Origin of the sequence: Hyphomonas neptunium ATCC 15444, from assembly GCF_000013025.1 — a bacterium.
Lineage (GTDB): Bacteria > Pseudomonadota > Alphaproteobacteria > Caulobacterales > Hyphomonadaceae > Hyphomonas > Hyphomonas neptunia.
Genome location: NC_008358.1, coordinates 2,729,577 through 2,749,788 on the forward strand (window position 1 = coordinate 2,729,577; position 20,212 = coordinate 2,749,788).

Below are 20,212 nucleotides of genomic sequence, written 5' to 3' on the forward strand. Positions count from 1 at the left end.
GTCTTCGCCTATGGCGAAACCGGGAGGACGCGCGATGAGTTTTCGCAAAGAACTTATCCGCCCCAGTCCCCCTACCGGCATACTCCCCCACATCCTCCTCACAGGAGCCGCGCCGGTACCGTTCGGTTTGTGAGGAGGTCGCCCCGGAGGATGGGACGTTGTGGACGTTACGGCCCACCGCATCTCTAGGGACGTTGATCCAGGCAAGCCGGACCAAAAAGCCGGTAGAGAATCCCCACTGGCCCGCCTTGGTGTTTATCCAAGGTCACGAGAGTTGATGGTAAGTGGTCAAGGCCTGGCAGCGCCGAAGTCATCCCGAATCCTACTGCCCGAAACTCCGGCGGCAGTGCGCGGCGGGCGAAAGCGCCCAAACCGCAACACAACAAAGTTTTCCGGGCGCTGCGGCGCCCGCCGCGCACAGGCTCCAACTGAGGGAGCCACCCGAACACCCCGCAAACCCGGATGGCCCCGCCAGTCCGGCTAAAGGCGTATGGAGAGGGCCCATCCCCTGATGACATCGCCCGCGCATCATCCTAAATGCTCATCATGAGCAATAATCTTCGCATTCTGGCGGCCCAGCTGAACCCCGTTGTGGGCGACATCAAAGGCAATCTGGCGCTTGCGCGGGAGGCCTATGGCGAGGCCCGCGCCAAGGGTGCCCATCTTCTCGTGCTGAGCGAGCATTTCCTGCTGGGCTACCCGGCCGAGGACCTCGTGCTGAAACCGTCGGCGGTCGAGCAGTCGATGGACGCCGTGCGCGCGCTGGCACAGGAAACAAAGGATGGCCCGGCCATTCTCATCGGTACACCCTGGTCTGAAGAGGGCCGGCTCTACAACTCCGCCTGCTTCCTCGGCGGCGGCCTGATCAAGGCGCGCTACGACAAACGCGAACTGCCCAATTACGGCGTGTTCGACGAGAAGCGCCACTACACGCCCGGCGAAGGCCCGCCTCTGGTGGTGGAGCTGCACGGCGTGCGCGTCGGCGTGGCAATCTGTGAGGACATCTGGCTGGAGCGCGTGCCCCGCGCCACCCATGCAGCCGGCGCCGAGCTGCTGATCGTGCCCAACGCCTCGCCCTGGCGCCGTGCCATCCAGGCCGAACGCGCCAACGCCTTCGACCGCTGGGCCGACCTGAAACTGCCCTACCTGTTCGTCAACCAGATGGGCGGGCAGGACGAGCTCGTTTTCGATGGCGCCTCCTTTGCCACCAACGGAACGCATGGCGAGCGCTGCGGCCTCGTCGGCCAGTTCGAGACCGGCACAGCGCTCGTCGAATTTGATCCGTCCACGAAGCAATTCTCCGGTCTCGGCCAGAGCTGCGCGGCAGACCTTGAAGGCTGGCCCGCCGAATATCGCGCCGCCATGCAGGGGCTGGGCGATTATGTGCGCAAGAACCGCTTCCCCGGCGTCGTGCTTGGCATGTCGGGCGGCATCGACAGCGCCATCACCGCCGCCATCGCCGCCGATGCTCTGGGCCCGGACAAGGTCTGGTGCGTGATGATGCCATCGAAATATACCAGCAATGACAGCCTCGAAGACGCCAAAGCCTGCGCGCAGGCGCTCGGCTGCCGCTATGACACGATCAATATCCATCCGGGCGTCGAGGCGCTGGACACGATGCTGGGCGACGTCTTTGCGGGCAAGAAGGCAGACATCACCGAAGAGAACATCCAGTCCCGCCTGCGCGCGGTCACCCTGATGGCGCTGTCCAACAAGTTCGGCCAGATGGTCGTCACCACCGGCAACAAGAGCGAGATGGCCGTTGGCTACGCCACGCTCTATGGCGACATGTGCGGAGGCTACAACGCGCTGAAGGATTTCTACAAGACCGAAGTGTTCGAGCTGTCGAAATGGCGCAATGCGGTGCACCCCAAAGACGCGCTCGCGCCCGCCGGTGAAGTGATCCCGGAACGGATCATCACCAAACCGCCCTCGGCCGAACTGCGCGAAGACCAGAAGGACGAGGATTCCCTGCCGCCCTATGAAGTGCTGGACGACATCCTGCGCGGGCTGGTGGACCTGGAAGAAGACGTGGACGACATTCTCGCGCGCGGCCATGACGCGGCCACCGTGCGGCGGATTGAACATCTCGTCTACATCGCCGAATACAAGCGCCGCCAAGCTCCGCCGGGCGTGAAAGTCGGCGGCAAGAATTTCGGCCGCGACCGGCGCTATCCGATCACCAACCGCTTCCGGGACGATTGAGGCGTTATTCTACCGTTGGCGGCTCGATGGTCGACGCGGTCGGGTCCAGCCCGAAAGAATCGATCGCCATCATTTCGCGCACCGTCTCGACCTCTTCGGGCAGAATATCATGCGCGTCGCCATAGCCTGTGATCGGCGAGGGATAGACGCCCGCTTCCTGCACGACTTCATCAAACAGGAGCCAGGCCTGCTTGCCGCCGAGACAGTTCACGCGGACCCACAGATCCTCTTCATTCTCCAGCGCGCCGATGTCGGTAATCTCGCGCAGCTCGCCTTCGTTGATGTCAAACTCGCGGCCATTGAAGCTCATCACCGTGAAGCCTTCGCCGATATAGCGCAGATAGGTCAGCTGTTCGCCGGCCTTCAGAGGCAGCTTCTCGATGCCGGCCTCGCCCACAAACTCCACCTCGGTGTCCTCCAGAACGGTGACCGGAAGCTTCTTGGTGGCAACGAAATAATCGAGATCGTCGGCCTCGTTGCGAATGTTATTCCACAGCTGGTAATTGGCGTATTGCGGCAGGTGACAGGTGATGTCCTGCGGGTCGGTCGGGTTGGGCCGGGCCCGTGCTGGCACGCGCACATCTGCGTCCAGCACGGCAAAGCCGGGGGGATATTCGCCGGGCCAGCCGGGGCTGAGGAACCAGTTATCGTCATAGCCTGAGAGGGCCGCGTAATCTGTGGGGGGCGCTTCTGCGACCACGTCGCCCGCAGCGCCAGCAGCCGCCGTTTCGGCGCCAGGCACGCCCTCGGCGCCCGATTGATCAGGGGCCCCGCCCTGACCACAGGCCGCTACAAAAAGAGCCGCCGAGAGAATCCAGCCGAATCGCATTTCCTGCTCCCAAACCTTCCGATAGAAATGGAGGTGAACCACAACAATAGCAAGAATATGACCGTGACGCTTGGCTTTTGCCGCGATTTGATGTCTCAAGCCGCTTCCCGGAACGAGAAAGCCGCCGACCATGACCCATCCTGTTGTTCGCTTTGCGCCCTCGCCCACTGGCCGGCTTCATGTCGGCAATGTGCGTACCGCCCTGATTAACTGGATGTTTTCACGCGGGCAGCAGGGTAAATTCATACTGCGCATCGATGACACGGACCTTGAACGCTCCACCGCCGAGCATGAGGAGGCCCTGAAAGTCGACCTCACCTGGCTCGGATTGACCTGGGATGACAGCTTCAGCCAGTCGCACCGTTTCGCAAACTATGACGCCGCGGCCGACAAGCTGCGCGCCCTGCACCTGCTCTACCCCTGCTACGAGACGGCCGAGGAACTCGACGTCAAACGCAAGATCGCCCAGACGCGCGGCCGCCCCCCGGTGTATGACCGCGCCGCTCTCAGCCTTACGGCGCAGGACCGCGCTGATCTTGAAGCCAAAGGGCGCAAGCCTCACTGGCGCTTCAAATTGTCAGGCGAGCGGGTCGAATGGAACGATCTTGTGCGCGGGCCCCAGAGCATCGACACGGCATCGGTCTCAGACCCGATCCTCATCCGCGAAGATGGCAGCTATCTCTATACGCTCCCCTCGGTCGTCGATGACATAGAGGCGGGCATCACGCATGTCGTGCGCGGCGAAGACCATGTGACGAACTCCGGCGCGCAGATCGAGATCTTCATGGCGCTCGGTGGCAAGGCGCCAGAGATGGCGCACACGCCGTTGCTGATCGGCGCGGATGGCGCAGCGCTCTCCAAGCGCATCGGGTCGCTCTCGATGGGCGAGCTGCGCGCACGCGGTTATGAGCCGATGGCCATCTGCAGCCATCTCGCCAAGCTCGGCACGTCCGACAATATCGAGGCGCGCGCCACGCTGGAGCAGCTGTGCGAAGAGTTTTCCTTCTCCAAAATTGGCCGCGCGCCCGCCCGCTTTGATGACAATGACCTCAACGCCCTCAATGCCGCGCTGGTACATGCCATGCCGTTTGAGGCTGTCCGTGAACGGCTGATCACGCTGGATGCGCGCGCAGCCTCCGAGCCGTTCTGGCTGGCCGTGCGCGAGAACTGCACCTTCGTGGCCGATGCGATCTCCTGGGTGGATATGGTCTATGGATCACCCGCCCCCTTAGTCGCCGAGGAAGACCGTGAGTTCATCTCGGGCGCGGCTATGTACCTTCCGGAAGGCGAACTGACCACCGAGAGCTGGAGCGCGTGGACCAATGCCCTGAAAGCCGCCACGGGCCGCAAGGGCCGGGGCCTGTTCATGCCCCTGCGCAAGGCCCTCACCGGCGCCGAGCACGGCCCGGAAATGAGCGCCGTGCTGCCCCTCATCGGCCGCGAGAAAGTGCTGCAGCGTCTCAGCTGACCGCTCAATCGCAGCTGGAGTCCGTCTCGCAGGAAACGCTGGAGCCAGCGCGCCCCTCTGCCAGATCACGCACCCAGTCTGAGAGCCGCACGCCGGCTGTCTGCTCTGTGTAGAAGTGATCAAAGCGAAGCGCGGTGTGCCCGTCTCCCGGTGCCGAGAAGGTCCGGATGCCGGGAATGTCCCTCGCCAGATCCGCATTGTTTGCCGCCAGCAATTCGCGCACCGGCTTGCCTGTGCCCAGAAGGCCGAGGAAGTCCTGCTGCACCTGATCGTCCACATTATCAAATCGCGCCATCTGCATCTCGGGATGGCGCGCCGCCGTTACCCGGAAGAAATCTTCGGTACTGGCCGCCGCGCGATCAAGGGCAGAGAATTCCGGCCAATCGGGCGTTCCCTCAAAAGCGCCCCAGGTTTCCAGCACCTCAGCGATCCCGGCCGCGCGATAGCCGCCTGAACCATCCGCCAACTGCACAATTTCCGCTTCAGGATACTGGTCTGCCACAAGCCCGGCATAATAGGGAGAACCAATGCCCCCGGCACTGCCACCGGTTACAAAAACGCGCTGAGCCGCGGGCCGGTTTGCGTATAGCCAGTCCAAAGCCGCCTGAACGTTGGCCTTGCCCCGGTGATGGATCGTCACCGCCTCTCCGGCCGAGGTCTGGTAGACCACATCTTTCGATCCGAGATGCGAGTCGCCAGTGCAATAGGGTACGAATAACTGTGTCCAACCGGCGAAGGGGTTGGCGGCGTTGGCACTGTCAAACACGCCCTCCAAAAGCTCTGGATCATTCGACGCCATATCAGCAAAGGGCGTGTAGGGTGTCGGCTCGGTGGCCACATCGCAATGATCGCCGCTCCAGCAGGCGCCGCCGCCATTCAGGAAAAGCATCACACGGGACATATCCCCTCCCCGCACATGGAACCGGAACGGCGTACCCGTGGCGCAAAGCGTGTCGCCGCCCGGCTCGATCATGGCCCATTCGGTAGCCGGGATTGCCGGGGCAGTATCTGGCTGCGCGGAGATCGCTTCCTGCGAAAGCCCAGGCCCCGCGCAACTGGCAACAAGCGCAAGCAAAACCGGCGCTGCGGCCAACGCAAAATTTCGTACAGACATCTGTTTCCTCCCCATGGCTCTGCGGCCATCGGGAGGAAGCTTAGGCGGGCACAGGAAGACTGGCAATCGCGATGGTCGCGCCCGCCGTCAGCGCGTCACCACATCCCTCTGCATCGGCGCCAACGCAGCAAGCAGTTTATTCTGCGCACGGAAAGGCACGCTTTCGGCATTCATGGCGTGTTGCAGATTCTCAACCAGCGCATTGAATTCGCGGTTGGTGATGCCGTGGTCCTTGTGGGAAGACGCCATGTCCATGCCGGTATAATCGCACGGACCGGCAAGGATAAAGCAGAACTGCTCCTTCAGTGTCCGACGCAGGCGCACCAGGTCGCTGGCCGCGAAGATGTCGGCGATGCGCGGATCATTGAGGCTGCGCTCCACCAGATCGTCGACAATGCGGCTGACACCTGCTTCGCCGCCGAACACTTCATAGAGGTCTTCATCCGGCAGCGGCGCCGCGCCGGCGTTCTCATTGCTTATCACATAGGGATCGACCGGCAGCTCGCCTGGCGGAACATCCGCCTCCTGAGAGAACGCCGGAGCCGACAGGCAAAATGCTGCGGCGAGCAGGATACGCAGTTTCATGTGTCAGAATCCGATCTGTGCGCTGAGATAGAGCCCGCGCTGATTTTCAAAGGTCGCAATCGAGCCGAGGTCAACATAGCCTGCGGTGAGCGTCAGGTTCTTGTTCAGGGCATAAGCGCCGAAGACGTCAAAATAATCGTCCTCCTGCGCAAAGGCGAGATTGTCTGGCTTGAAGCGGTATTCCCCGCCCACAATCAACTTGCGGCTCAGCATATAGCCAAGCGAGACTTCCGGCTGGAGCTCCATTTCGGTATCGCCCATAAAGCCAAGGAGGCCGGTCTGATTGGCACTGGTGTAGCGCAGAGTCGCATTCGCCAGGATGCTCTCGGAAAGGAATAGCTTGGTCGCGGACGCATAGACATCAATACCCTCATCCTCCTGCGCGCCCAAGGCCTTCACAAGGTCGCCCCGATCAGAGGTCTTGTACTGCAGGCCAACCGCAATCTGTGGCAGCCAGGTGTCCTGTCCGTATACCGCGTCGCCCGCAATCCGCAGCTTGGCGCCCCATATGTCCTGGCCGATCTCATAACCTTCCCCCAGCCCCAGCGCCGCGCCGGCCTCGCGCGTATCCAGTGTCATCTGCGACCAGGAAAGTTCCAGACGGTCGTAGAGGCCGACCGCCGCGCCAAAGCTCTCGACATCAAAATCGGCGACCGCCGCATAGCTGTAATGGGCGCTCGTTCCGACACCGCGATCTGTTCCGTTGCCGGTAATCAGTGCCCAGGGCGTTAACCCACCGCCGCCTGATCCTTCAACGTTAGATATTCCGCGTGTTAACAAAAGTTTTCCGCCCGGCTCAAGCGTCTGCGATGCTGCAACTGGTGCAACGACTACAGTCATGCCCACAGCCGCACAAAGGATAGATGGCGCCCATTTCATTTACGTGTCAGCTCCCCGATAAACCTTCGAGTGTTTTTAAGTTTGTCGCCAAAAAATCACTATAAGCCCATGATGATATTATTATTTTTCCAAGTGATTAATGTGAGCGAAACCATGTTGTGTTTTTAATCGCGCGCATGAAAACGCTTCTCTTTCCGCTGATCTTCGCTCTTTGTTTCCTGATGCTGCCAGCCGGTATGGCCCAGGCGGGGACTGTAACATTCAAGATTGTTGATGCGTCCGGCCATCCGGTTGAAAACGCAGTGGTCATGTCGGCGCCAGGCGCGAAGCCTTCCGTATCCGGCACGTATGAGATGCGCCAGGAGGATCTCACTTTCGATCCTTACGTTCTGGTTGTGCCGGCCGGGGCGGACGTCGTGTTCCCCAATCTCGACCGCGTCCGTCACCATGTGTATTCCTTCTCAAAGGGCAATCGCTTCGAACTGAAACTTTACGGCAAGGAAGACGCCCGCTCCGTCACCTTCGAAACGCCCGGCATCGCGGCCATCGGCTGCAACATCCATGATGAAATGGTAGCGTATATCCGCGTGGTGGACAGCGCCGCCTATGGCAAGACGAACGCGAAAGGCGAAGTGACGCTGAATATACCCGCCGCCGGAAAAGTCACGGTCTGGCATCCCGATGCGATGGGCCGCGAGACCAGCGTAGACGCCCCCGCAGCAGCAGCTGCGCCCATTGCCGTGACCCTGAAGATGAAACCGAAAGCTCATGCCCATTAGGAGCTGGGTCAGCGCCTCCCTCAGGCGGAAGCTTACGGTTATATACTCAGCCCTCTTCGGGCTGATCCTTCTGCTTGTGGCAGGCGCCGTATATCTCAGCATCAAGATCAATGCCGAGCGCACGGTGGAGCGCGAGCTGGCAGCGAGCGTTGCGATCTTCGAGCGCCTCTGGAACATGTCCAGCGAGAATATGACGGCGCGCGCCGAAGTGCTTGCTTCTGATTACGGTTTCCGCGAAGCGGTTGCCACAGAAGACTACCCCACCATCGCGTCTGCCATCGGCAATGTCAGCGCGCGCGCCGAAGGGCTCAATGCCATCGTCGCGTTCCCTGACGGGCGCTATGTTTCTCCAGACGGCACGGAGGGCTCCCTCCCCGACGACATGCTCGAAGCCATGTTCACCATGGGCAAAACCAGCGGTGTGGTGACCCATGAAGGTGCCAACTTCCAGTCAGTCGCTGTGCCGATTGAGGCGCCCGTGCTTGTTGGGTGGGCCGTATTCTGGTCCGATCTCGATGAAGCCCGAATGCATGCGCTGGAAGAACTCTCGCCTATTCCGGTGAAGGCTGAAATCCGCCGGAGCGCAGAGTGGGACGGCGAGGACGGAGAGATTCACAAAACCCGCGGCTGGATCGGTGCGTCCCGCCACATCCGGAATTTCGGCGCGGGCGAGCAGATGAGCCTCGTCATCACCTATCCTTTGCAGGCCGCCATGGCGCCCTACCGGCCAATGATGTGGGCCATCATCAGTTTCAGCATCTTTGGTGCGGGCCTCCTTGTGGTTTCCGGCGGGTTGGTTGCCCGCTCGTTGACACAGCCCATCGCGACCCTAGATGAAGCCGTTCACGCCCTTGCAGCCGGCAACCGCCAGCCAGTTGCCGTGACTGGAAAAGACGAATTCGGCCGGCTCGCCAGCAGTTTCAACATGATGCTGGAAGACCTGGAAGCACGCGAGGCCGCCATTGTCACGCTTTCTCGCGAAGACATGGAAACCGGATTGCCAAACCGGCGCGCGATGAACGATGACATTGACGCGCGGGGGGGAGACGTTGCGGTCCGTATTGCGGTCATACGTGTACTGCGTTTCCGTAAAGTACGCGCGTCCATTGGTCATGCCGCTACGGCCCAGGCGATGAAAATCCTTGCGGGACGCATTCAGGAATTCACAGGCGCGCTGCCTTACCGGATCAACGGCGCCGATCTCGGCCTGATCTTCGAGCCTGGCAGCCGCTTTGCGACGCCCGAGGCCTTGACGCATATCGTGGGCGCCTGCTCGCAACCGGTCATGATCGAGGATGCATCCGTTGACCTGATGCTGTGCAGCGGACTGGCGATCCCCGACGCTGCGGAAGTGCGCCCGCTTGGGCTGATCGACCAGGCCGTTATCGCTGCGGATATGGCGGAAGCCAATCAAGCCCCTTCCGCAGCCTTCGACCTTGCCAGATATGGCAACCCCGCAAGCACGCTCTCTCTGATGAGCGAAATGCTCAAAGCCACCCGCGACGGCGGCTTGTCACTTCATTATCAGCCGAAATTCAGCCTGAAGACGAACACTGTCTGTGGCCTTGAAGCGCTGATCCGCTGGGATCACCCTCAGCAGGGACGCATTTATCCCGACACGTTCATTCCGCTTGCGGAAGAGACAGGCCATATACGGCAGCTTACCGAATGGGTGGTCATCCAGGCCATTGAAGACCAACGCGCGTTGCGTCAAAACGGCTACGAATTGCCCATTTCGGTGAATATCTCCGGCCGCCAGCTGAATGAAGACAGCTTTGCACTTTGGGCCATCGGCAAGATCCGCAGTTCGGGCGCCAAACTCTGTTTCGAGATTACCGAAACCGCCGTGATCAGCGATCCCGACAAAGCCTTGCGGTTAATCAATCTGTTCCGGGCCGCCGGGATCTCGATTTCGATTGATGACTATGGCGCGGGCCTGTCTTCTCTCTCCTATCTGAAACAGATCCCGGCGCACGAATTGAAGATCGACAAATCCTTTATCCTCACGGTGGAGGACGGGAAATCCGATCAGCTGATGATCCAGTCCACCATCGATCTCGCCCATGCCATGGGCATGTCCGTCGTGGCAGAAGGCGTGGAAAACGAACGCGTTGTCGAGTTACTCCGGGCAATGGGCGCCGATACGGTTCAGGGCTATCATATCTCGCGTCCCCTGACTTTGGAGACGACGCTCAGCTTCCTGCGCGCACAAAATCCTCAGCGCGACATCGCCTGAAATGTGTCGTTGCCCGAATTTGAGGCAGCCAGACCTGGCGCAGCATAGTTTCTGAGGCCACGCGCCAATATCGGCATGCACAATGTTGTGTTTCTCGAAACACAAGTTATTCTATCGCGATGAGCGAAGAACTTTCGATATTTGATATCAAGATCCTTGAGCAACTCCAGAAGGATTGCTCGGTGTCGACCGTTGAGTTGGCGGATATTGTCGGCCTGTCCCAGTCGCCCTGCTGGCGCCGCCTGCAAAGGCTGAAGGATGACGGCTATATCCGGCAACAAGTCGCCATTCTGGACCGGGAGAAACTCGGCTACGGGCTCCACATCTTTGCCTATGTAAAGGTGGCGCGCCTTTCGGAGAAAGACCGCGAGGTATTCCTGCGCAAAGTTCAGAATACGCCGGAGATTCTCGAATGCTATTCCATCTTTGGCGAGATGGACCTGATGATGAAGATCCTCGCCAAATCCATGAAATGGTATCAGGAATTCCTGATGGACTTCCTTCTGAACCTTCCGGGTGTGGAGAATGTCAACTCTACGGCAACGCTAGGCGAATTGAAATCGACCACCGCCATCCCCGTGCGCGGCAACATCGCGCTCTGAGGTGAGATTACGGTCTGCTTACGGATTTTCCGCGTAGGCCATGCATTCCACTTCTACAGATGCACCAAGCGCCAGGCCATCGGCGCCGAAAGCGCTGCGCGCGGGCATACGCCCCTTGGTGAAGTAGCCGGCATAGACTTCGTTGAAGGCAGGCCAGTTGCTCATATCCTCCAGCATGACCGTGCACTTGAAAATCTGATCCATGTCTGCGCCTGCCGAAGCGGCAACCTGGCGAACCGAGTCCATCACTTCAACCGCATGATCGCGAAAATCGCTGGAACGGCCGCCTTCCGCGCCGCCGATCTGGCCGGAAAGGTATATGATGTTCCCGACACGCACGGCGCCGGAAAAGGGCAGGTCTTCCGCCTTGATGGGCAGGCCCTCCACGATCATCGGATAATGCTCCACCATTGACGGTGCGTCTGGCGCCGCATCCGGCGATGCTTCAGCGGCAGCAGGCTCAGCCACCACCTCCGGGCCAGCGCGAAGCTGTTCCGGCGGCGAAGCAAAAGGCTTCACGCTGAGCGCCTCGTAAATCTCGGACGGGAAGTAGACGTCACCATTGCGCACCACCATGCGCGGCGCGCGAATTGCGTTGATGTCTTCCAGAGGATTGCCGGACAGGAGAATGAAATCGGCAAGCTTGCCTGTCTCGATCGACCCGAGCGTGTCAGAATATCCCATATATTCAATGGGATTCCACGCCGCGATACGCAGCGCATCAGCTACCGGTATACCGGCGAGCGTATAGAGTTCGATCTCGCGATGCACGGTGAAGCCCGTTCCATCATCCGTTCCCGGCAGAATCGTGATCCCGTCTTCATGCAGCATCTTGAGGGTTTCCAGAACGCGCCGGAACCCTTCCTGATAAGCCTCGTCCTCAGCGGTGTCCGCCAGAGAGACAAAGCTGCGGCGGCGGTAACGCTGATAGGCGATCGGCATGTGATCAAGATAGGCCGCATCCCCCTGCGCAACAGTTCCCGCGCGGCTCAGCATCAGACGCTCAAGGATCACGGCCGTCGGATCGATCGCGGTGTCGTTCTCCTGCATCCGGCGCACCGTAGACTGAACTTTATCCGAATCCAGATCGAGCGTTGCGCCCCGTGCCATACCCGTCAGGCGCAGCGGCGTCCTTGTATCTTCCGACACATCCAGCAGCCAGCCCAGCATCAGCTGATTGATATGGGTTACCTCGTCAAATCCGGCATCAATCATGGCGTCGGCATTGGTAAAGGCCGGAATGTGGCCAATCATGCGCATGCCTTTGGCATGTGCACGTTCTGCAACGGCGGGCATCCATGCAGGGTTCATCGAGTTGTAGGATTTGACATACCCATACCCCTGCTCCGCATACCAATCTACGGCGGCCAGGGCCTCTTCTTCAGACGCCGCAATGATGCCATGGCGCGCCGAGAAGGGGCTGCGCCCTTCAATGAAGCCAGCTGGCGTAATACGCGGCCCGGCAACCTTGTCGGCCTTCATGCGGTCCAGAAGGCTCGCAAGGAAAGTATTTTCATTGCCCATGTCGCGGGTGGAGGTCACACCGGCGGCCAAATAATAAAGGCCTGAATTGGCGGAGGCGTGGGAGTGCATGTCCGCAAGACCCGGCATCAACGTACCGCCTGCGGCATCAAACACAGCGCCTTCTCCTTCGGGCATAACGCCCTCCACATAGGGCGCGACTCCGGTGATCACGTTGCCGCTTACTGTCACCACCGACGGCGCGCTCAGGCTGCCATCGCGCACGTCCAGCACGCGAACATTGAGGATCGAATAGGGCGCGCCGTAACGATGCAGCAGGCGCTGGGCGAGTTTTTCCGTGCGCTCGGCATTCAGATCTCGCGCAAGATTGAGCAGCGGCTCGACACTTCCTTCATGTCCCTTTCGCACAACGGCGGACGATTCCGAAAACGTCGCGAAAAGAGCCCCGTCCGCGTCCAGTGCCAGAAGGCTCGGGCTCATATCGATCCCGGAAAGGCGATAGACCGTAACCGCCTCCACAGACTTGCCGGAAGGCACGTCCATTTCCTGCACGGTTTCGAGCGAAATCTCCCCGCCCGGCAGAACAGGCATGCGGTGGTCCTCATCGCTGAGCAGGGCCCGCGCATACACATAGTCCGCCCACGGGCTTCCATCATTGACCGCATAGAGCGCCGGCGCCGAAAGCTCCTTGCGCCCAGAATCGGCCTGGCTGAGCCAGCGCGCAACACCGTCCGTGATTGCGAAGGACTCCTGTACGCTGGCGCCCATCAGCGAAGTGCCTTCAATCAGCCAGCTGACCGGCACACCTGTCTCATTAATCGTGAGTTCTTCCTGGTGTTTGGGGCCGCGCCCATTGGAATCGACATAATAGTCGATCTCTGCCGAAAGGCCGTTTTCCTCAACCTTCAAATGGCCAACAGATTCGCCATTCTGGATGATGGCATACTCATATTCAGCGCCTTGACCAGAGGCCGCCGGAAAGGCGGAAATGAACAAGGCAGCAGCGCATGTTGCAAAAGCGCGAAAGGTCATTCTGCAGACTCCTGAGCATTTGAAGATGCCGTCATTGCGGCAGATTGAATGAAGGCAAAAAGTTGATCCGCCATACCCGCTTTCAGCGTTTCCTCATCATAAGGCGAATGGCCACCCGGCAACGCGGCGAGCGTTACCCGGTCCTGGGGCAGATCATTGTGGGTCAACGCATAGCGTGTTCCGAGCAGCGTCGTCGCGAGGTCGCGATAACCGGCGAATACGAGCAGCCGGACGCGCTCTTTCTCCTGCATGAACTGCGAGAGGACGGGCGCCGCGCTGACATAGAAGTTCGGCGATTTCGCCGAGGACCGCCAGTCCCAAGCAAAGTTGGCATCCAGATTGAGAGAGCGATACGCCTCGCCTCTCTGAACGCCGGTAACCTCTGAAAGATATTTCGCGATCTCTGACGACAGAATGATGTTCGACCGACCAAGACCCAACGATGGGTCGTTTGCGGCGGCGGGCCGGTGCGAATTGACGTCCGGTGAAGGCAGCGGAGAAGTCACGCCGGTATTCAGCCGGCTGACGAGCAGGCCGTCAGTCGAAAGCACATTCTCCAGAAAGAACTGGATATCAACGCGCAGATCGGCGCCAAGCACATCCCCGGCCGAAAGCCCCGTCATCGACGCTATGTCTGCGGCAACCGCAGCCTTCTCTTCTGGCGCGATAAGGTCACCCTGTTGCAACGCCAGCAGATATCCGGTCTCGGCATATTCCCTTGCGATGTCCCAGGCCTCTGCCTCACTCTCAGCCTCAATTCCCGACCGGCCAAATCGCCATGCGGTGGCCGCCATTGTCGGCAGCGCGAACACATGCCCCAGATCGGTCTGGCCCGCCCCGCTATCAAGCGCCGGCGACACCATCACCAGGCCGCGCACATCCAGATCGTCTACCTCGGCGACGAGATTGGAAAGCCGGGTCCCGCCATAGCTCTGCCCCGCCAGAAGAACGGGCGCCGCGCGGCGGCCGTTCCCGTCGAGCCAGGCGCGGATGTATCGATTTACGGCGTCGACATCTCCTTCAACACCAAGGTAGCGCGCCTTCCCGTCCTCGGAATGGGTCCGGCTGAAGCCGGTGTCCACCGGATCGATGAAGACGAGATCTGCGGCCCTTAGAACGGTGTACGGATTATCTGGAAACTCGCCCTCTTTTCCGCGCGCCTTGGGCCCCATGGAAAAATGCAAGGGAGATGACGAAGCGCCCGGCCCCCCATTGAACAGGAACATCACGGGCCGCTCTGTCCGGTCACAGTCGCAGGCAACCAGATAGGCCGTTCCGGAAATGGTCGCGCTTGTTTCTCCCTGCTCCGGATCAAGTTTCAACTCGCTCCAGGCAACCGAATAGGCGAGCGGCGCCTCGCCAAAGCGGTCCTGCACGCTCTGCGCTGGCCCATCGGCAAATACTGTCCAGACAGGCGCTGCAGGCTCTGCCGAAGAGGCGCAGGCTGCAATCAAGGTGGCCATCGCGGCGGCGGGCAGACGGGTGCAGATTCGAGACATCATACGCATCCTTTAAACTCGCCCCTGTACCGGAAAAATCCTATGCCTATAGGCTGCGCCGATACACCCCAACGGGCACATTCATGCATAATCGCGCCGAGGAATGCATGATCCATTCTCGCCGCGCCGCTATAATGGAAATATGGATCAAGCCGGACTTCAAGCGTCCGGGGCGGAGAAACACATGTCTCAGATCACCCGTCGCAACTGGCTGGCCCTTGGCGCCGCAACGCTCGCCGGAGCCGCTGCCTGCCGCAGTCCGGCTGCTGCCAGTCCTGCCGCGTCTGTCTCGCCTACCGCGGGCAACTTGCCAGATCGCACGAGCTTCAATCTTGGCTCCTCTGTCTATCTGAATGCCGGATCGCAGCACCCAATCAGCCGCCCGGCCCGCGCGTCCATTGACGCCTATCTCGACCACCGCGCCGATCACGCCCCTGGCAGTGATTATGAACTCGGCAGCAGCAACATCATCGAAAAGTTCGCCCGACTCGTAAACGCCGATCCGGACGAAATCACGTTCGTGCAAAGCACCACGGCCGGAGAGCAGATGATCGTCCGCTCGCTGAAGCTTCCTGCATCCGGCGCGCGGATTGTCACCGATACGCTCCACTTCTTCGGCTCAATGCCGATGTATGGAGAATTGGCCAAAGCTGGCTGCGATGTCGCCTGGGTGAAACACCGCGACGGCCGCATCTCTCTGGAAGACATGGACCGCGCGATCACACCGGGAACGCGGCTTGTCGCGCTGTCGCTCGTCTCCACGGTCAATGGATTCCAGCATGATCTGAAGGCTATCTGCGACCTTGCCCATTCGCGCGGCGCGCTGGTGTATGCCGACATCATCCATGCAGCCGGCTGCATTCCGGTCGACCTCCATGCCAGCGGTGTCGATTTTGCTGCCTGCGCCAGTTACAAATGGCTGATGGGCGATTTTGGCCTCGGCTTTCTTTATGTCCGCAAAGGCGCGCGCGACGCCCTGACGCGGACGCAATACGGCTATTATGGCGTCAGCCGCTTCACCAGCCATGTCTACCCCTTCGATCCTCCGGGAGACGACGTGGCAAGCTACGCTTTCGAAGACACGGCCACAGGACTGTTCGCACTGGGAACATATTCCCACACCACGATTTCGCTGCTCAACGCCTCGCTTGACTATATCGCCAGCCTGGGCGTTGAAGCCATTCAGCGACACGCCATCACGCTCACATCGCGTCTCAAGGAAGGCCTGAAGACCCAGGGATATGAGCTGATGACGCCGGAAGAAAGCCAGACACCGCTTGTCGCCTGCGTCTATCAGGACGCGCGCACGCGGCTCGGCCCAAAGCTGAAGGCGGCCGGCATCACGACCACCGTATCAGCTCACCGCTTCCGCCCGTCCGTCTCCGTGTTCAACACGATGGATGATATCGAGCTGTTTCTGGCCGCCATTGGCCCGGCCTGAAGTTCTACTTTTCCAGAAAATCTCGCAGGTCGCTGGAAAACGCTTCAGAGGTTCCGCCCAGATAAAGCATGTGACCGGAGGCATAGTCCGTAAACGTCACGCGGTCCTGCGGCAGGCCCGCCGCCGCGATGGAGGCGCGCGCATCCGCAGGCGTCGTCACGAGATCATAATAGCCTGACGCCACCATCACGCGCAGGTCCGGATTACGCCGCATGGCCCAGGCAAGATCAGTGGCATAGCTCTGCCCCTCGGCGACGCCCTTGCGCTTCCAGTTCCATCCGAACAACAGCTCTCGCCAGCGAATGGACGCATAGGGGCGCCCAAGCCGGACATTGAGATCATCGCGAATCATCTGCTGGAAGGAGGCAATGAAGCCGGGCACATAGCGCGTCATCGCCGGATCATCCGCCACCGGATCACCTCCGCTATTGGCAAGCGGCAGCGTATAACGGCTGTCATACATGCCCACTTCCAGACCCCGTCCGCGCAGCGCCGCCTTCGCATAGCTGCGCTCATCAATATAGAGATCGTCTCCAATTTCACTTTCCGCCAGCCCCGTCATTCGGCTGAGGTCCTGCAACACCTGCGCGCGGGCCTGCGGTGTCAGCGTGCCGGCCAGATGCTGGCGCAATGCAGGCTCATAGCTTTCGCGCGCATACGCTTCTGCCGCCTTGTAGACCGCCGTCACCCCCTCTGCTGGCATATTCACCAGTCCGTGAAAGGCCGATGTAGCGGCGATCCCCGGCAGGGAACGCGCCTGCTTTGCTGCCAATTCGCCGGCAGGCAGATCGGCGCCGCCGGCTTGGCGCGCGTCAAGTGTCGTGCCGAGCAGCACGATGCCGTCCAGCGTAATCCCGCGCATCAGGCCGGTATAGATCGGACTGCCCATGAGCGCCCGAGGCAACACCGCCGCCCGAATGGAACCGTAGCTTTCACCCAGAATGTACTTCGGCGAATTCCACCGCCCATGTTCGCTGAGCCATAATTCGATGAACTGTGCGATCGACTCCGCGTCTTCATCCACCCCCCAGAATGTTTTCGGGTCGGTGCCCTTCAACGGCACACTGAAGCCGGTGCCAACCGGGTCAATAAACACGAGGTCTGCCACATCCAGTATGCTGTTAGGATTGTCTTCCAGTCCGAACGGCGGGACATTTGACGGGTTTACGTCTGCGTCCAGAACCACGCGGCGCGGACCAATCGCGCCCATATGAATCCAGAGCGAGGCTGAGCCCGGCCCACCATTGAACACGAACACGACAGGGCGGCGCGCATCCTGAACATCCGTGCGCAGATAGGTGAACGAGAAGACGCTGGCGGTCGGCTCGCCGTTCATATCGCGCAGCCAGGTATCTCCGGCAATGGCCGTATAGGAAACCGTCTCTCCATTGGCCGTAAAGCTGTGCTCCGTCACGCTGCGATAGGGTGCTGGCTCAATCGCGACGGGCTCGGGAGCCGGCCCCTCTGCCGCCAGGGGCGCCGGCGCCTCGGAGGGTTCGGATACAGTCGATCCTGTCTGCGCGCAGGCATTCAGCGCCAGCGCGACCACGGCCGCACACGCGCCTGCCAAAAGCCTGAACCGCATCATCCAGAATGCCTCCCATGGATCATCTGATAAACATGATAGCCCGAGGCAATATCCTGAACGATATGCCCCAGAGATTTGTATAGTGTTATGTTATCGGGCGTCATCCGGCCGGCCACCTTGCCGAGCACAACCTCACCGATTTCGCCCAGCAGGTGAGCTTCGGTCACGGCGCCGCTCGCAATGGCATGCCGGATCTCCGATCCCTGCGCCAGAACGGATGCCCGCGAGTCTGCGAAATAGCGCGCGGCTGATACCAGCGTGTCGTCAATTTCCCGCGGGCCATCAAAACTGGAGCCTACCACATTCAGATGCGTACCGGGGCTCACCATGGCCGCATCCAGTAGCGGGTCAGCCGCCCCGGTCACTGTACAGATCACGTCTGCACCGGCCACAGATTCGGCAACGTCAGAGTACGCCGCGCACACGATTCCCGTTTGTTTACGGACTTTATCCGCCAGCGCGTCTGCCCGGTCTCGGCTGCGTCCCCAAATCCGGATTTCATCGAAGGGGCGCACGGCGGGCAACGCGCAAGCATGATGCCAGGCCTGTTCTCCTGTACCGAGGATCGCCAGCGTGTGGGCGCCCTCCCGCGCCAGAACATCCGTTGCCATCGCGCTCGCGCTGGCTGTCCGGATTGCCGTGAGCATACCCGCTTCCAGCTGACAGAGTGGCGCGCCGCTGTCTGGGTCAAAAATGACCACAGCGCCCTGATGTGAAGAGGGCCCGCCTTCGGCGCGGTGGGGCATAACCGAAACCAGCTTTGAGCCAAACGGACCGCCGGGACCAAGCGTTCCGCCCATGATGCCGAACATCCGGCCGGCTTCCAGAGGCAGAATCTGGCGCAACATCTGCTGCGTTTTTCCGGCAGAAAGGCGCGCCATCGCCGTCCGCATCACTTCGATACAGCTCGTATAGCTCAGCGTCTGCCGGATTTCGTCTGCGCCGATGAAGATCACTCGCCTTCGCCCATCTCAGCCCAGCCGCGAATCCAGCTGCGTATATCCTCGCCGAATGCCTGCGCAGACCCGTCCACCGAATACGCCATGTGACCGCCGATATAATTGGCACTCCGTACACGGCTCTCCGGCCAATCGGACTGATCAATCAGATAGCTGGCCGCGCCTACAGTTGTCATTGTATCGTGATAGCCGGTGCCAACGAAAACACGGAAATCCGGATATGCCTTGAATGCGGCATCGATCCGCTCTGCATAGGCGAAATGCCCGAAGGGGGACGCCGCGCCCCAGTCCCAGCTGTCAAATCCAGGGCCCGCGCTGAAGGTTTCCTTGTAATCGGTCAGCGAAATATCCTCAAACGTCTCACTGAAATAGGCGGCAAACAGCTTGGAATAGGCCTGTTGCAGAATGCTCGACGGATCGCTCCGGCCATCACCGATGGGGCCGGTATAGCGCCCATCGCTCCGCCCAAGGATCAAACCCTTGTCCTTGAGCAGTTCTACCCGGAACTGCTCCTTGGAAATGCGCAGGCGGCTTTCGATGTAATATGCCGCCGGGATGCCGGTATAGCCTTCGAGTTTCGCGGCTACGTCCGCCAGCTCCTCCGGCGAAATCCGCTGCCCCTTGAACAGCGCGCCCAGATACTCAGTTTCGCCAAAAGCCTGCGCCTGCGCGATGAAGTCCTCAAAGCTACGTCCTCCTTTGTCGACTTCGCCCAAATCCCAGGCAATCGCGGCCAGCGTCGGCAGAGACGCAATATAGCTCAAAATATTCTGTTTACGTTGGGAATACTCGACGATGTTGACCGCCTGCCCCATCAGAAACACGCCTTCCAGGTTCAGCTTGCCCGCCTCGGCAATCTGCCCGGCCGCTTCGGCCGCCCGGTGGGTGCCGTAGCTTTCCCCAAGAATGAAAGCCGGAGCGCCCTCGCGATCATGCTTCTCCAGCCAGGCTTGGGCAAACGCGACAAATTGCGCGGCGTCTGTCTGTACAGAGAAATATTGCGACGCGTCGCCATCCCCGATCACACGGCTGAACCCTGTGGAAGCCGGATCAAAGAATACCATGTCCGCCGCGTCCAGCGGCGAATGAGGGTTTTGCACCAGAGCGTATTGTTCCAGTGGCGCATTCAGATCATCCGGCGCCGAAACCCGCTGAGGCCCAAGCGCGCCGATATGCAGCCAGAGGGAGGCTGAAATCGGCCCGCCATTGAAGACGAACAGGACGGGCCGCTCATCGGTCGCGGCTCCGGCTGCTGCCACATAGGAAATCGCAACAAGGTCTGCCGGCGGCAGCCCCCCGTCCGGCGTAACGCGGAAGGTTTCGATGGCTGCCGTATAGTCGATTTCCGCGCCGCCAAACATCCCGCGCCCTGGCACGGTCGTGTCCAGGACGGCCGCCGGTCCGGCAGAGACCGAAGCCTCTGGCAGAGAGGCATCCGCGGCTGGCGTTGCAGGCTGCGCACTGACGCAGCCTGCAACAAGTGTTCCCGCAGTCAGACAGTAAAGAAGGCGCCTGTAGGTATTTTTCATGGTGGCTGGCGCCTCCTTTTTTAT

The 20,212-nt window shown here is 60.6% G+C and carries 15 protein-coding genes; 6 read left to right on the forward strand and 9 right to left on the reverse strand.

What is annotated here, in order from left to right; all coding sequences use genetic code 11:
- The first annotated feature begins 546 nt into the window (after window positions 1-546).
- The gene (locus HNE_RS12740; protein ID WP_035592587.1) at window positions 547-2,205 is read left to right on the forward strand and encodes an NAD+ synthase; all 1,659 of its coding nucleotides are present in this window, start codon (window positions 547-549) and stop codon (window positions 2,203-2,205) included.
- Between the two features lie 4 nt (window positions 2,206-2,209).
- Here the strand turns inward: HNE_RS12740 and HNE_RS18090 are convergent, their stop codons facing one another.
- Window positions 2,210-3,034, reverse strand: a complete 825-nt coding sequence (locus tag HNE_RS18090) for a putative lipoprotein (RefSeq protein ID WP_011647566.1) — start codon at window positions 3,032-3,034, stop codon at window positions 2,210-2,212.
- A 130-nt stretch (window positions 3,035-3,164) separates the two neighbouring features.
- Between HNE_RS18090 and gltX the strand changes: the two genes are divergently transcribed.
- On the forward strand, window positions 3,165-4,502 hold the full coding sequence (gene gltX, locus HNE_RS12750; RefSeq protein ID WP_011647567.1) for a glutamate--tRNA ligase: 1,338 nt from the start codon (window positions 3,165-3,167) through the stop codon (window positions 4,500-4,502).
- Window positions 4,503-4,506: 4 nt separating this feature from the next.
- Here gltX and HNE_RS18095 read toward each other — a convergent pair whose 3' ends face one another.
- The 3 genes from HNE_RS18095 to HNE_RS12765 all read right to left on the reverse strand — a co-directional run bounded on the left by HNE_RS18095 (window position 4,507) and on the right by HNE_RS12765 (window position 7,041).
- A complete protein-coding gene (locus tag HNE_RS18095) occupies window positions 4,507-5,616 on the reverse strand; it encodes a pectin acetylesterase-family hydrolase (RefSeq protein ID WP_011647568.1) in 1,110 nt (369 codons plus the stop codon).
- 87 nt (window positions 5,617-5,703) lie between these two features.
- Entirely contained in the window at window positions 5,704-6,201 is a 498-nt protein-coding gene (locus HNE_RS12760) for a group I truncated hemoglobin (RefSeq protein WP_035592563.1), read from the reverse strand.
- 3 nt (window positions 6,202-6,204) lie between these two features.
- A complete protein-coding gene (locus HNE_RS12765; protein ID WP_198022933.1) occupies window positions 6,205-7,041 on the reverse strand; it encodes a DUF3034 family protein in 837 nt (278 codons plus the stop codon).
- 176 nt (window positions 7,042-7,217) lie between these two features.
- Here HNE_RS12765 and HNE_RS12770 point away from each other — a divergent pair, with 176 nt between their 5' ends.
- From HNE_RS12770 to HNE_RS12780, 3 genes are all read left to right on the forward strand, one after another.
- Window positions 7,218-7,820, forward strand: a complete 603-nt coding sequence (locus tag HNE_RS12770) for a plastocyanin/azurin family domain protein (RefSeq protein WP_035592566.1) — start codon at window positions 7,218-7,220, stop codon at window positions 7,818-7,820.
- Window positions 7,810-10,056: a putative bifunctional diguanylate cyclase/phosphodiesterase gene (locus HNE_RS12775; protein WP_011647572.1), complete on the forward strand. Its 2,247-nt coding sequence runs from the start codon at window positions 7,810-7,812 to the stop codon at window positions 10,054-10,056. The genes HNE_RS12770 and HNE_RS12775 overlap by 11 nt, the downstream gene beginning before the upstream one ends.
- A 119-nt stretch (window positions 10,057-10,175) precedes the next feature.
- Complete coding sequence (locus HNE_RS12780) at window positions 10,176-10,658, forward strand: Lrp/AsnC family transcriptional regulator (RefSeq protein WP_011647573.1); 483 nt, start codon at window positions 10,176-10,178, stop codon at window positions 10,656-10,658.
- Between the two features lie 18 nt (window positions 10,659-10,676).
- Here HNE_RS12780 and HNE_RS12785 read toward each other — a convergent pair whose 3' ends face one another.
- Together HNE_RS12785 and HNE_RS12790 are read right to left on the reverse strand one after the other, a co-directional pair.
- Window positions 10,677-13,172 (reverse strand): Rid family hydrolase, encoded by a 2,496-nt coding sequence (locus HNE_RS12785; protein WP_148205892.1) that lies wholly within the window; start codon window positions 13,170-13,172, stop codon window positions 10,677-10,679.
- On the reverse strand, window positions 13,169-14,671 hold the full coding sequence (locus HNE_RS12790) for a S10 family serine carboxypeptidase-like protein (protein WP_035592568.1): 1,503 nt from the start codon (window positions 14,669-14,671) through the stop codon (window positions 13,169-13,171). Before HNE_RS12790 ends, HNE_RS12785 begins: the two co-directional genes overlap by 4 nt.
- A gap of 184 nt (window positions 14,672-14,855) precedes the next feature.
- On the opposite strand from HNE_RS12790, the gene HNE_RS12795 reads away from it, so the two are divergent.
- Window positions 14,856-16,112 (forward strand): aminotransferase class V-fold PLP-dependent enzyme, encoded by a 1,257-nt coding sequence (locus HNE_RS12795; protein WP_011647576.1) that lies wholly within the window; start codon window positions 14,856-14,858, stop codon window positions 16,110-16,112.
- A 4-nt stretch (window positions 16,113-16,116) separates the two neighbouring features.
- On the opposite strand, the gene HNE_RS12800 is transcribed toward HNE_RS12795, so the two are convergent.
- The 3 genes from HNE_RS12800 to HNE_RS12810 are packed head-to-tail and all read right to left on the reverse strand — an operon-like array spanning window position 16,117 to window position 20,188.
- Window positions 16,117-17,700, reverse strand: a complete 1,584-nt coding sequence (locus HNE_RS12800; RefSeq protein ID WP_011647577.1) for a S10 family peptidase — start codon at window positions 17,698-17,700, stop codon at window positions 16,117-16,119.
- Window positions 17,697-18,656: an ornithine cyclodeaminase family protein gene (locus HNE_RS12805; protein ID WP_011647578.1), complete on the reverse strand. Its 960-nt coding sequence runs from the start codon at window positions 18,654-18,656 to the stop codon at window positions 17,697-17,699. The genes HNE_RS12800 and HNE_RS12805 overlap by 4 nt, the downstream gene beginning before the upstream one ends.
- Window positions 18,653-20,188, reverse strand: coding sequence for a S10 family peptidase (locus HNE_RS12810; RefSeq protein WP_011647579.1), 1,536 nt, complete (start codon window positions 20,186-20,188; stop codon window positions 18,653-18,655). Before HNE_RS12810 ends, HNE_RS12805 begins: the two co-directional genes overlap by 4 nt.
- Window positions 20,189-20,212 lie beyond the last annotated feature (24 nt).